Source organism: Paraglaciecola sp. T6c, assembly GCF_000014225.1.
GTDB classification, from domain to species: Bacteria; Pseudomonadota; Gammaproteobacteria; order Enterobacterales; family Alteromonadaceae; genus Paraglaciecola; species Paraglaciecola atlantica_A.
Genome location: NC_008228.1, coordinates 1547132 through 1560596, shown reverse-complemented (window position 1 = coordinate 1560596; position 13465 = coordinate 1547132). Strand labels below are relative to the sequence as shown.

11 protein-coding genes are annotated in these 13465 nt (G+C 46.3%); 5 read left to right on the top strand and 6 right to left on the bottom strand.

What is annotated here, in order from left to right; translation table 11 throughout:
- The first annotated feature begins 22 nt into the window (after positions 1-22).
- Positions 23-3694, top strand: coding sequence for a PAS domain-containing protein (locus PATL_RS06595; protein WP_011574145.1), 3672 nt, complete (start codon positions 23-25; stop codon positions 3692-3694).
- Positions 3695-3834: 140 nt separating this feature from the next.
- On the opposite strand, the gene cyoE is transcribed toward PATL_RS06595, so the two are convergent.
- From cyoE to PATL_RS06565, 6 genes are all read right to left on the bottom strand, one after another.
- Positions 3835-4725 carry a heme o synthase gene (gene cyoE, locus PATL_RS06590; RefSeq protein ID WP_011574144.1) on the bottom strand — a complete coding sequence of 297 codons (891 nt, stop codon included), beginning with the start codon at positions 4723-4725 and terminating at the stop codon, positions 3835-3837.
- Between the two features lie 13 nt (positions 4726-4738).
- Positions 4739-5056: a cytochrome o ubiquinol oxidase subunit IV gene (gene cyoD, locus PATL_RS06585; RefSeq protein WP_011574143.1), complete on the bottom strand. Its 318-nt coding sequence runs from the start codon at positions 5054-5056 to the stop codon at positions 4739-4741.
- Positions 5056-5700, bottom strand: a complete 645-nt coding sequence (gene cyoC / locus PATL_RS06580; RefSeq protein WP_011574142.1) for a cytochrome o ubiquinol oxidase subunit III — start codon at positions 5698-5700, stop codon at positions 5056-5058. The genes cyoD and cyoC overlap by 1 nt, the downstream gene beginning before the upstream one ends.
- On the bottom strand, positions 5697-7691 hold the full coding sequence (gene cyoB / locus PATL_RS06575) for a cytochrome o ubiquinol oxidase subunit I (RefSeq protein ID WP_011574141.1): 1995 nt from the start codon (positions 7689-7691) through the stop codon (positions 5697-5699). The genes cyoC and cyoB overlap by 4 nt, the downstream gene beginning before the upstream one ends.
- Positions 7692-7693: 2 nt before the next feature.
- Positions 7694-8602 carry a ubiquinol oxidase subunit II gene (gene cyoA, locus PATL_RS06570; protein WP_041713461.1) on the bottom strand — a complete coding sequence of 303 codons (909 nt, stop codon included), beginning with the start codon at positions 8600-8602 and terminating at the stop codon, positions 7694-7696.
- Positions 8603-8804: 202 nt separating this feature from the next.
- A complete protein-coding gene (locus PATL_RS06565) occupies positions 8805-9206 on the bottom strand; it encodes a hypothetical protein (protein WP_011574139.1) in 402 nt (133 codons plus the stop codon).
- A gap of 359 nt (positions 9207-9565) precedes the next feature.
- Between PATL_RS06565 and PATL_RS06560 the strand changes: the two genes are divergently transcribed.
- From PATL_RS06560 to PATL_RS06545, 4 genes are all read left to right on the top strand, one after another.
- A complete protein-coding gene (locus tag PATL_RS06560) occupies positions 9566-10201 on the top strand; it encodes a TetR/AcrR family transcriptional regulator (protein WP_011574138.1) in 636 nt (211 codons plus the stop codon).
- 80 nt (positions 10202-10281) lie between these two features.
- Positions 10282-11565, top strand: coding sequence for an NRAMP family divalent metal transporter (locus tag PATL_RS06555; RefSeq protein ID WP_011574137.1), 1284 nt, complete (start codon positions 10282-10284; stop codon positions 11563-11565).
- Positions 11566-11700: 135 nt separating this feature from the next.
- Entirely contained in the window at positions 11701-12111 is a 411-nt protein-coding gene (locus PATL_RS06550; RefSeq protein ID WP_011574136.1) for a GFA family protein, read from the top strand.
- Positions 12112-12659: 548 nt separating this feature from the next.
- On the top strand, positions 12660-13421 hold the full coding sequence (locus PATL_RS06545) for a PRC-barrel domain-containing protein (RefSeq protein WP_011574135.1): 762 nt from the start codon (positions 12660-12662) through the stop codon (positions 13419-13421).
- Positions 13422-13465 lie beyond the last annotated feature (44 nt).

Genomic DNA, 13465 nt, shown 5'->3' with positions numbered 1-13465 from the left:
TCTCTTCAAACGGATTTTGCTGATGTTTTTTAGCACTCATTTACGCTTTTCTACACTCAACTTTAATGGCTGGCTAAGTACATTTACCGCATTTTTTTTAGCCGTCATTCTTGCCTCTTTTTTGGCCAGTGTATTTAGCCCAGGTGAAGCGTTGTGGTTATTTTTACCTGCCGTATTACTGGCTGCTTATCGGAAAAATTCGGCGCTGGCCTACCTTAGTTTCATCGGCGCAATTTGCGTTGTGAGTTACCTGTTTCGCCACCATATTCCCTATGCGCTATTATCTGTTTTTTCATTGCAAATCAGCTGGTTTTCACTGCTCAGTATCGCCTTGATACAGCTGCTTACTAAATTGACACGACTTCAGCAACCCGTGTCAGCGTTTGACGACGACAGCAAAGTATTGACCACTGACAGCAACGGCAAAGTCGTCACTGATGTATTAGAGCGTTTTGCGGTGTTTATGGGCGTATTGACCCCCGACGGTATTTTGCGCGAAGCGAACAAGACCGCCCTTGTTTCAGCGTCACTGCAGGAAGATGAAGTCATCGGTCTGCCGTTCGAGCAAACGTTCTGGTGGTCACACAATAGCCAAGTGCAGCAATCGATCCGCAAAGCGATAAACAAAGCAAAGCACGGTGTGTCTTCTCGTTTTGATACCACAGCAAGGTTGGCTGACGATGTACTCATCGATATAGATTTTATGCTGCACCCCATTTTTGATGAACATGGCAGTGTGGTGCAGATTATTCCTTCAGGCATCGACATCACCACCAGAAAACGTGCTGAGCGTAATTCGGCCATGTTGACGCAAGTCAGTTCTGACTTACTCAGTGCTGGCAGTTTAAAAAGAATCAAATCAATCATTACCGAAAACTTAGCTGCACACCTAGATTTAAGTGCCTGCATTTTTTGTGAAACTCATCCCGTTTCAGGAAGGCTTGGGATCACGCATGTATGGCAGCACGCATCGCTAGCAGAAATGCCTAAAGCTAAGATGGAACTGCCCTTTGAAATTGCCATGTGCGAAAAAGAAAACCTCACCTTGATCGTGAATAATGTCGCCACGGATCCCAGATACACAGACGGTCAGTTTCAGGAAAGAGGCATAGGTGCATTTATTTGTGTGCCTATCAGCTTAGATAAGAAGAACCATTTTGTATTAAGTGTTTATCGTAGCGCTTCACATGAGTGGCGTGATGACGAAATTGAATTAGTGATCGAGTTTGCTCGGCGTTTTTGGGTACGCACAGAGCACTTAAGAATTCTTGAAACTTTGCGTGCCAGCAAAACCACCTTAGACATCACCCTTGAGGCCGCTCAAGTGGGTGACTGGGAGGTGGATTTAGTCACAGGCTTAACCCGACGCTCTTTGCATCACGACAAATGCTTTGGTTACGAAGCCCAAATACCTGATGCTCAATGGGGAATTGAAGGCTTTTACGCCCATATTCACCCCCAAGACAGAGATGAAGTGAAATATAAATTCGAAAAGTCGTTGAGAGACGGCAGCGACTTTCGCGCTGAATTTCGCGTTATCTGGCCAGACAAAAGCATTCACTGGTTAGCGTCATACGGCAGTTTATACGGCGACACGGACGGTAAACCTACGCGCGTGCTAGGTATTGTGGCAAACATAAGTGAGCGCAAACGAACCGAAGCGTTGCAGATTGCGCAAACCAACGCCTTGGAGCAAATGGCCCAAGAGGCACCACTTAATAATGTGCTGGAAACCCTCATATTGTCTTTAGAGGAGCATTCTAAAAATGGCATGATTGGCAGCATTATGCTGGTTGATGAACACGCCCAATGTTTGCACTTTGCTGCCGGGCTCAGTCTTCCAAAAGCCTATGTGCAACACATTGATGGCCTGAAAATAAACCAACAAAGTGGCGCTTGTGGTACGTCTGCGGCTACCAAGCAAGCTGTGTTTGTAGCGGATATTGCGTCTGATCCACTGTGGGTAGAGCACCGAGACTTAGCACTTGCTCACAATTTACGGGCGTGCTGGTCGTTGCCGATAATTTCAGGCAAAGACGTGCTGGGCGTATTCGCTATGTATTACAGTTCACCTCAAGCCCCTGCACAAATGGACTACGACAGCCTTGATATCATCATGCGTACCGCTGAGCTCGTTATTAAGCGTAGGCAAAATGAACAATCTGTCAGGTCAAGTGAAGAACGTTTTCGCGCGGTCGTCGACAATGTGCCCCAGCTAGCATGGATGGCCAATGCTCAAGGCGAAATAGAATGGTTTAATCAGCGCTGGTTGTCTTATACCGGTACCACCATGGAGCAAAACTTAAACGGTGGGTGGAAGGCGTACCATCATCCTGACCACCAAGAGGCGGTATTCAATAAATTTTCCGACTGTTTAGCCAAAGGTATCGACTGGGAAGACACCTTTCCGCTGCGGGGTGCAAACGGTAAATATCGCTGGTTCCTATCCCGAATGAATGCGATCTATGCCCAAGATGGCCAGCTAATCCGCTTTTTTGGTACCAATACCGATATCACTGAACAGCGTAAAATGGCTGAAAAACTCACCAAATTAACAAACAAGCTATCAGTGGCTGATAAGCGCAAAGATGAATTTCTTGCCACATTAGCCCATGAACTTCGAAACCCCTTAGCGCCCCTAAGAAACTCGATGGAATTGATACGCAATGTCAAGACCGATCCCGCCATGATGCAGACCGCAGTGGCAACCATGGATCGCCAAGTTGCGCAAATGGTACGCCTAATTGACGATTTACTGGATATTAGCCGTATATCAAAAGATAAACTGTCTTTGAAACGCCAACGTATTGATCTTAAAGACATCGTTGAGCAAGCAGTAGAAGCTGTGAGCCCCTACGCCAAACGCTTGGGCCACTCGGTACAGGTTAATATGCCACATGAAGCCATTTCTTTATTTGCTGACCCTGCACGTTTAGCGCAAATACTTGGTAACCTGCTCAACAATGCGTGCAAATACACCCCTAAAAACGGGTTTATTTGGGTCACAGTCAACTTAGGTGGTGAGCAACAAGTCAGCATTAGCGTGAAAGACAGTGGCTTGGGTATTGCTGAGCATATGCGCTCACAAGTATTTGAATTGTTTACCCAAGTAAGCAATCAGCTTGAGCAAGCTGAGGGTGGTTTAGGTATCGGTCTGTCATTGGTCAAACGCTTAGTTGAAATGCACGGCGGGCACGTCGAATGTAAAAGCGAGGGCTTAGGCCATGGTGCAGAGTTTATTGTCACCCTACCGAGCACACCTGCTAGACCAAGTGGCACGCCAAAAACTGTCGGCGTGAATCGCGCGGTGCAAACAGAAGCGTTAAATGTGCTGATAGTGGATGATAACCAAGACAGTGCAGACAGCATGCAGATGTTGCTTAACGTACATCAGCACACCACACACGTGGTTTATGATGGTGAGCAAGCAGTTATCGCTGCAGCGCAACACAAACCGGATGTCATTCTACTCGACATAGGCCTGCCTATTCTGGATGGTTACCAAGTGTGCAGCGCAATTCGTAAAGAGACATGGGGCAAAAATATAACGATCATTGCCCTAACGGGTTGGGGGCAGGATGAAGATAGACGTAAATCGAAAGAAGCAGGTTTTGACCATCATATGGTTAAGCCGATTTCATTAAACGCACTGTTAAACCTTTTGGCTCAAGTAAGCCCTGCTAACGGATCGTAGCAGAGGCGTTAAAAGGGCTTGTTCACAAGCTCAAGCTGATAGTTGCTAAGCCGATATTCGTTGGGCTGCGATTCACTCGGCTAAAAATAAAGGCCATTGAGTTAACGCGTTTGAATACGTTAACGTGATAGCCTTGATGTTCAGCTAAGCATCACTAGCAAACTCGGTGGCAAGGCCTGAAAATCAAAGGCCATGCCGATACTAAGAGCAGTGATGGTTAAGATAGAAAAGCCAAATACTTGCCTTGCCCAAACCACTAACTCGATGTTTTTGCGATAGCCACGCAATGCCATAAACAGCCACCACAAGCTAGTCACACAAGCCACCGCCATAAACGTCAGCCCGGTGTAACCGCTTAGCGGCAGAAGCGCGCTGACAATCGCAAATACAGCGATATACAATACAATATGCAATTTGGTTTTTGCGATCCCCTTTGCTACTGGCAATACCGGTATATTGGCTTTGGCGTAATCGTCAAAACGAAAGATGGCGATGGCGTAAGAATGCGGCATTTGCCACAAACTAAACATCAATAATAGGATAGCGGCACCGGCATCAAATTGGCCACTTGCGGCGCAGTAACCGACCACAGGTGGCACCGCGCCTGACAAACTGCCCACTAACGTGCCATACACTGATTTGCGTTTCATATATAAGCTATACACGCCCACATATACTGCGTAACCCAGTACAGCGAAACCCACCGCAATACTATTGGTATAACGAATAAGCAAACCAAAACCGAGCACCGCCAAGGCCAGACCAAATTGCAGCGCACGTGCAATGGACACATCTCCTGTGACAGTAGCGCGATTGCGGGTGCGCTGCATTTTGGCGTCAATGTCCGTATCAATACAATTATTGAGCACACAACCCGAGGCCACCACGAGCGACAAACCTAACACCGTCATGAGCATCAACAACCCGTCAACCTCCCCTCGCGAGGCGAGCAAAAAACCACCGGCAACAGAGATTAAATTACCCATGATGATGCCGGGCTTAGTGATGTTGATATAACGTTTTACTTTCATGGTGGCCTCCTTATTACATCATCATCGCGTTTGCGCTGTAGATAATCCAAATGGACAACCCAACCACCATCACAATAATCAGTGCGGTAAACAGAAACGCAAATGTGTCCAAACGCCCTTTGACTGAAAAATTCAAGTGCAAAAAGTACTTCAAGTGCACCACAATTTGCACCAACGCAAAGGACACCACACTGTAAAACAGGACTGATTTACCAAAGTGTCCACTCATCACCATCCAAAACGGAATAGCCGTGAGAATGACTGATAAAACAAACCCAATAAGATAGGACTTTACGCTGCCATGGGCAGTCGCTTCAGCAGAATGACTCATCACATTGCTCCTAATAAATATACGACTGTGAATACACAGACCCATACGATATCCAAGAAATGCCAAAATAAGCTTAGGCATCCAAGGCGCGTAACGGTTTGCGCACCTAAACCGCGCTTGAGTACCTCAAGCACCATGACCAGCATCCACACTAGCCCAGCGGTTACATGCAAACCGTGCATGCCGACTAGCGCAAAGAATGAACTTAAAAACGCACTGCGATCAGGGCCATTTCCTTCAACGATGAGATGATGAAACTCATACACTTCCATGGCAATAAACACACAACCAAGGGCCATAGTGACCAATAACCACAGTAACGTACCTGCACGTTGTTGCTTGTGAGCGCACAAGAGTGCAAAGCCATAGGTAATACTGCTCACCAATAACGCGGCGGTTTCAACCAGCACAAAGTTAAGGTCGAATATGTCTTTACCTGATACGCCACCGTCGGTGTTCATGTACAACACGGCGTAGGTAGCAAAAACAGAAGCAAATAAAATGCAATCGGTCATTAAGTACAACCAAAACCCGAACAGCGTATTGCCGCCGGTGTCATGGTGTTCGTCATGCCCGCCCCCATGATCATCTGCATGCAAGCCGTGATCAGAGGCGAGTTTTAGGGTGTCTGGTACGGCGCTCATAACGCTTCCTCCTTCACTGTGGCCACACTGGCTAAGTGTGCTCGTTCAATTTCAGCCACTTCTTGCGGCTCAACATAATAGTCCACGTCTTTGGCATAACAGCGTGCAATTAACGCGACTACCATACCCAGTGAGCCAACGATGGCTAACCACCAAATATGCCAGATCAAGGCGAATCCAACGACGCCAGCCGCCCCCGCGATTTGCATACCCGCAGCGGTATTCCGTGGCATGTGAATTGGCATATATTCATCGGGTGCCTGATACTCAATACCTTTTTCTTTCATGTCTGTGAACGCGTCTATGTCATGTACCTTAGGTAGAACGGCAAAGTTATAGAACTGAGGTGGTGACGCTGTTGACCATTCGAGTGTGTGACCATTCCATGGATCGCCATCTACATCTGGGTTTTGTTCACGATCGCGAATACTCACGTAAAGCTGCACAAATTGCAGAATGATACCTACAAAGATAATCACTGCGCCTAACGCCGCGATATACAACCAAATGTTCCAATCTGGGTTGTTGGTATGATTTAAACGACGGGTCATACCCAGGAAGCCAAGCACGTAAAGCGGCATAAACGCCACGTAGAAACCAATTTGCCAGCACCAGAAAGAGTATTTACCTAAACGCTCGTTCAAATGAAAACCTGTGGCTTTTGGGAACCAAAACGCAAAGCCCGCCATGTAACCAAACACCGCACCACCTATGATGGTGTTATGAAAATGAGCCACTAAAAATAAGCTGTTATGTAATACGTAATCAGCACCAGGCACAGCAAGTAACACCCCTGTCATACCACCGATACTGAAAGTAACCATAAAGCCTAAGGTCCATAAAACCGGCACTGTTATGCGTAAGCGACCACGGTACATAGTGAACAACCAGTTGAATAACTTCACCCCCGTGGGTATGGCAATGATCATGGTCATTACCCCAAAGAAGGCATTTACGTCAGCACTTGAACCCATGGTAAAGAAGTGATGCAGCCACACCACGAAGCCTAAAATCGAAATCGCGCCACTTGCCCACACCATTGAGGTGTAGCCAAACAAGCGCTTACCGGTAAAGGTTGAAATAACCTCAGAGAAAATACCAAATGCAGGCAGCACCAATATATACACTTCAGGGTGACCCCACGCCCAAAACAGGTTGATGTACATCATAGCGTTACCGCCACCATCATTGGTGAAGAAGTGAAAATCTAAATAACGGTCAAGTGTCAGTAAACCGAGCACCGCGGTTAGAATCGGGAACGAGGCCACAATTAATATATTCGCCCAAGTACAGGCCCAAGTAAAAATGGGCATTTGCATCAACTTCATGCCAGGGGCGCGCATTTTAAACACGGTGGCTAAAAAGTTGACGCCGGTAAGCAATGTTCCGATCCCGGATATCTGCAAGGCCCAGATATAATAATCGACCCCCACCCCAGGGCTAAAGGACATCTCCGATAATGGCGGATAGGCCAACCAACCGGTTTTGGCGAACTCACCTAAACCCAAAGAGATATTGATCAACACAGCACCTGCAGCGGCTAACCAGAAACTCAAGTTGTTCATAAAAGGGAATGCCACGTCTCGCGCGCCAATTTGCAGCGGCAGTACAATGTTCATTAAACCAATCATAAAAGGCATGGCCATGAAGATGATCATGATAATGCCATGGGCGGTAAATATTTGGTCGTAGTGCTCTGGGGGCAAATATCCCTCAGCACCGTTAGTCGCCATAGCGAGTTGAGTGCGCATCATTATCGCGTCAGAGAAGCCACGGATCAGCATGACTAATGCAAGAATAATGTACATGATACCTAAGCGTTTATGATCAACTGACGTCAACCAGTTGTGCCAAAGCACGCCCCACTTTCGATATTTAGTAATAAGACCAACAATGGCCAAGCCAATGACACCAATGACTGCCAGCGTTACCATGATAATAGGTTCGTGGTACGGAATGGCCTCCAGGGATAAATTTCCTAATAGCGACATAGTTACTCCTCCGCCTGCATGTGCATTTGAGCAGAATGCTCTTGATGGTCTTCATGCATATCATGGGAATGCATGTTGCCCATAAACTGCATCACAATATGTTGGAACAGTTGACTGTCCACCGAGCCGTAATAATTAACGGGATTATTTTCACTTGGCTTTGCTAACTGGGCATAACTCACATCACCCAGTTTTGCAGGGCTGTGTTTAACCGCGCTGACCCATTGCTCAAAGTCCTGTTCGCTGTTTTTAGCGATGGCTTTAAATTTCATTCCGGTGAACCCGGCACCACTGTAGTTGGCTGAAATGCCGTCAAACTCGCCCGCTTCGTTGGCGATCAGGTTAAGACGTGTCGTCATACCTGCCATAGAATAAATCTGGCTACCAAGCTGAGGAATAAAGAACGAGTTCATGGTGGTATCAGATGTGATCTTAAATTCCACGGGCACATCTTTGGGAAACACCACTTCGTTAACCGTTGCGATACCTTGCTCTGGATAGATGAATAGCCATTTCCAGTTCAAAGACACCACTTGAATAGTGATGGGTTTATGCTCGTGATCTAACGGCTTGTAAGGGTCGAGCTCTTGAGTGGAGTACCAGGTCAAGGTGCCCAATATCGCAATAATCACAATGGGGATTAACCACACAACCACTTCAATTTTGGTTGAGTGTGCCCACTTTGGGTCATAAATTTCATGCTCGCGACCTTCACGATAACGCCAAGCGAAATACAAGGTCATGCCAATAACAGGAATAACCACCAGCAGCATCAGTACCGTTGCTACAACGATCAAATACTTTTCATCGATGCCCACCTGACCTTTAGGATCAAGCACACCACCTTCACAGCCCGACAGCAATAATATGCTTGCCGTCAACGCTGAATAACCTAACTTACGGATCAACAAAGGATTTCCCCTACCCATAGTTTTCAAAGCACTGCCCAAGTGATTCTGGCAGCATTAAACACCGGACAAACCGGATTTATTGGGTGAGCGGGCTCAAGGTAGATAAGTGGTCAGACTGCTTAGCGCTAGCTGAACCTGTGCATGTGACTTGGTGCTATCGCTAGCACACTAACAACAGTGACTTATTTAATGACTTGAACCGCTACAAAAATAGGGGGGGAGCACGAGAGCCATGTGCGCTGGGCACAGGGCTGATAACAGCGGGAACAGTAAACAACGGCTTAGATTTAGCCGCCAAATGACGAAGTACATAATCAGGTACAAGATTCAAAAGCCATAAAGCATGTTTCGCGAAATAACCGCTTAGCGCCAATAACCAAAGAAAAAATGCACTGCTAAGCACATCGAAAGAAGAAAAGTCGAGGGCGAAGCCGACTAACTCAGCCCCCTCGTAGATGCCGCCAAGCAATACACTGAAACCGCTTAAAAAAGCCATTACCCCAGACACCAAGCACACTTTCGCAAAAAACGACGAGCTCGATAGGTTCACCAACGCCTTGCTGCGCTGAATGAAGTTATCTCTATGGTAAGTAATTCGGTTCAATGTAAAATCCGGCGTTTATCACACGTTAAATACTGGGTATTGAGCAAGATCAATTTGTGCTCAATTTTGATGCGCGGATACTAGCAAAAGCCATTCAAGGCTACAAAGCGATGTTAGTCTTAAATTGTAAATATTCATTATTAAAATCATGGCATTACAAAATAAATACATTTTTAACACATTATAAAAACAAATCAGTAGACACAGAGATCGCAACCTCATGAACATGGCCCCGTTCCTTAAAATCGGCAACAAGCCACATATCTTGTATTGCTGTTTTCGGTCAAAAACGGCATGATTCTGGCGCTCTTTCAGTCGCAAGCCTGTGATGTATATGTGATTTAAGGTAAAAGTTAATTATGCCAACCCCAAGTGTTATCCCAGCCAAACAAATACGCAGTCAAGACACTCAGCGAAAACTTATGGCTGCTGTGCACCACTGCCTGCAAAGTAAATTTTTTGAGCACATCAGCATCAAAGAATTGTGCGATCACGCTGGCGTTTCGGTTGGTACCTTTTATCGGCGCTTTAAAAACAAAGAAGCCCTACTACCGCTGCTATACCAAGATTTTGGCCGCGAGCTTACCCAGTGGATTGAACAATTAGAGCAGATGCCGTTTGAGACGTTAGCTGAAGCAGTGAAAGAGATAACCCGCAAGACCCATGATTTTTTCATCGCCAATCGTAGCTTGTTTCGCACCATTCACCTTAATTCACGCTTGCATACCCACATTGTGGCAGGTGAAGCTTTAATAGACAGACAAGTTATGTATAAGCGTATGAGTCAGATATTGCTCAGGTTCAGTGATGACATTAATGCTGCTGATAGATCATCGGTAGCGAATATGGTGATCTTCACCATGATCACTGCTCTGCTCGATAAAGTGCTGTACCCCGACATTACCCCATCGATCGCATGCGAGTTAGATTCTGTCGCTTTATGCGATGAACTAACAAAAATGTTGCTTTTGTATTTGGGTCACTCAAACGTGTAGTAGCCCGCGGCTCAGAGCAGTGGCAAAAAGCAAAATAGTGAATACCTCGAAACCATAATGATAACGTGAGAAAAACGAGCATGAAATTAGCGAAAACAATGGCCATATTAGGCCCAGGTATCGTTTGGGCCGCCACCAGTATTGGTGTATCACATATAGTGCAGTCAACCCGAGCAGGAGCAGATTTCGGTTTTGCCTTATTGGGCTTTATTTTACTGGCTCACGTGGTGAAGTACCCCTTTTTTCTATTTGGCCCTAAGTACGCTGGGTTAACAGGCAAGAGCTTACTCGATGGCTATCGCTCAGTAGGCAAATGGGCATTTTACCTGTTTCTCTGTTTGACCTTTATCACCATGTTTTTTGTTCAATCAGGGGTTACCATAGTCACAGCCGCATTAGCCATGAATCTATTTGGTGAGGTGCTTACCCTTTCCCAATGGGCAGCCTTGATATTGGGTGTGGTATGCGCGGTGCTCTTGATAGGCCATTACAAGCTTCTCAACACGCTATTAAAATGGATGATGCTGGTATTGGTCATTTGCAGCATTATCGCTTGGTTTGCAGCAATCGGGCGTTTGGGATTCAGCCCAGCCGAAGGGGTGCCGACTATCGAAGTTGGCTCTATGGCAAGTATCGCCTTTATCGTGGCATTGATAGGCTGGATGCCCACCGCCGTTGAAGTATCGGTTTGGCATTCGTTATGGATATTATCTCGCGGGGCCAAACCTGGTGTTCAAAACGCGAAAAATGCGACCTTAGACTTCAACATCGGTTATGCGGCGAGTTTATTGTTAGCCATCATCTTTTTATGGTTGGGCGCTTTGCTCATGTTTGGCCAAGGCGAAGGTTTTGCCAACTCAGCAGCAGCATTTGCTGGGCAACTTGTCGGGATTTACAGCAATGCCTTGGGGGACTGGAGCTGGTTGCTCATGGCCATTGTTACCTTTGTGGCGCTATTTTCATCTACCTTTGCGGTTGCCGATGGTTTTCCACAAGTATGGAAGCGTGCATATCAGCTCAACCACTCACATGATGCCCCCTTACCCCTTGATAGCGCCAGTGATACGCCGCACGCTCGAAAAGGAAATGTGGTTTATATCGCCGCACTTTGCGTACTCGCCTTAGGCAGTTGGTGGATAATTTCTGACTTTAGCGCTGACATTAAAGCCCTCTTGGATTTTGTGACGACAGTGTCTTTTGTCAGTGCGCCTATCTATGCTTGGCTAAATTATAAGGTCATGATGGGGGCAGATGTTGACGCCCAATATAAGCCCCAAGGTATATTTCGTATCTACACTTTATGCTGCTTAAGCGTGCTAACACTCTTCAGTATGTATTATCTTTTTTGGAAGTTTGTAGCTTAAATATAAGAGTTTTAGTCATAGGCTTTACTGACGTTACTTAGCCCAACTAGGTATTGTAAAAACGTCCTAAAATGACTGCGTTGCACGGGCAGCTATAGGCTGACGTGATGCACATATTCACCCTGAGGAAATAGAATGAAAGTAACCGGCCGTTGCCATTGTGGCGAACTTGTATTTGACGCCGTTATCGATCCTGAAAAAACCATGATTTGTCATTGCACAGACTGTCAGCTGTTATCAGCGACCGCATTTCGCACTGTGGTTGTCAGCGAAGTAGGCGGGCTAACGTTTTCTAGCGGTAAGCCGAAAGAGTACGTGAAGGTAGCGCAAAGCGGTAACCCGCGAGCCCAAGGGTTTTGTGAGCACTGTGGTACAGGAATTTATGCATCAGCTGTGGGCGATGAGCCCAAGGTATACAATTTGCGTATAGGGGCTATCGATCAACGAAATGACTTAATACCAAAGCGTCAAATTTGGTCAAGCTCTGCGCAAAAATGGCTGGCGGATATTGCTACGCTTCCTAGTTTTGAAAAAGGCCCTGTTTAACACTTTTCAGTGCTGGCTTAGCCATTCATAAAATGGGCGTTTGACTCATCTAAGCGCACCCAAAGCATCGCCCTCGACTAGCCCCTGCTACAGTGGTGATCCGCTCGAGGGAGATTGCCTTATATCGCAGTTCGTCCCTGAACTGAATGTGCTAGAAATATCGTGTATTAAAAGAGCCTAAACGCTTATAAACTCGCGCTGACATCCCCTACTCTTTCCTACGACTTCCCTAAATCAACGCCTGACTCGCAATACCTATAAGCCTCGTATTTTAACTTGTAATTCTTACAGCCTGAACGTAATAGTTACTGTTTATCAATGGCTTTGCATTGCTACACCTTTGTTTCTAAGCGCGTGAAGTACAGCAACCGCCGTTACTTAGGGCATAAAAATGAGCTGGCGTGCTCTTTGCGTAATCCTACTGCAACAGCTAATTTTAGAATAGCCAAGATGATTATTGTATTAGGCTAAATGTGCGCGCCATCTGTGCACAGCTACAGCCGATACCTTCCATCTTGCCTATCACATCTACGAGTAGGGAGAACATCATGTTAGCAGGCTTACGAGACATTCAACGATTCACTATTGCAGCCACAGACGGTGACATTGGCATCATCAAAGATTTCTTGTTTGACGACCGTGCATGGACAATTCGTTATATGTACGTCGATACCCATAAATGGTTACCCCTAGGGGAAAAGGTGCTGATCTCCCCTATTTCGTTACGAGAAATAGACACAGATGACGAAAAAATTCACGTTGCTTTGAGTAAACAGCAAGTGAAAGACAGCCCATCGATTGATGAAGAAAAAACTGTCTCCAGAGAGTACGAAGAAATACTGTTTTCTTATCTGGGTTACGGCTATTACTGGACGGGCCCTGGTGCGTGGGGCGAATATGCTCATCCAACAGCCTTGGTAAACCAACAAGCACTGGAGCAAGCAAACAGCAATTTAGAGGAGCATGACAAGAGCAAAGCTAACCACTTACGCTCAATCGATGAATTGCAAGGGTATGACGTCATCTCAGGTGGTGAAACGGTAGGCCACATCCATGACCTGATTTTAGACACGGACAATTGGGAAGTGCCTATGTTGATTATAGATACCCACAATTGGCTACCCGGTGGAGAGAAGCTATTACTGGCGCCAAAGCACATTGATGATATCAATTGGCTTGAGCAACGCGTGCACTGCACCCTATCAGCTGCGGATATTGAGCGTTGCCCCAAGTGCGATCATAACTTGCTAAATGACGCCGATTACAAACTCAAAGTGAGACGCGCCCTGCAGGGCTTGCCCAGCGCATAATTAACTGACTAACAGCCCCAACGCACAAGCTTGTGCGTTGGGGC

Bases quoted from the DNA above. Each gene is read 5' to 3' on its own strand.
- PATL_RS06595 (WP_011574145.1), top strand. From the start codon at position 23: ATGTTTTTTAGCACTCATTTACGCTTTTCTACACTCAACTTTAATGGC.
- cyoE (WP_011574144.1), bottom strand. From the start codon at position 4,725: ATGAAAGTAAAACGTTATATCAACATCACTAAGCCCGGCATCATCATG.
- cyoD (WP_011574143.1), bottom strand. From the start codon at position 5,056: ATGAGTCATTCTGCTGAAGCGACTGCCCATGGCAGCGTAAAGTCCTAT.
- cyoC (WP_011574142.1), bottom strand. From the start codon at position 5,700: ATGAGCGCCGTACCAGACACCCTAAAACTCGCCTCTGATCACGGCTTG.
- cyoB (WP_011574141.1), bottom strand. From the start codon at position 7,691: ATGTCGCTATTAGGAAATTTATCCCTGGAGGCCATTCCGTACCACGAA.
- PATL_RS06560 (WP_011574138.1), top strand. From the start codon at position 9,566: ATGCCAACCCCAAGTGTTATCCCAGCCAAACAAATACGCAGTCAAGAC.
- PATL_RS06555 (WP_011574137.1), top strand. From the start codon at position 10,282: ATGAAATTAGCGAAAACAATGGCCATATTAGGCCCAGGTATCGTTTGG.
- PATL_RS06550 (WP_011574136.1), top strand. From the start codon at position 11,701: ATGAAAGTAACCGGCCGTTGCCATTGTGGCGAACTTGTATTTGACGCC.
- PATL_RS06545 (WP_011574135.1), top strand. From the start codon at position 12,660: ATGTTAGCAGGCTTACGAGACATTCAACGATTCACTATTGCAGCCACA.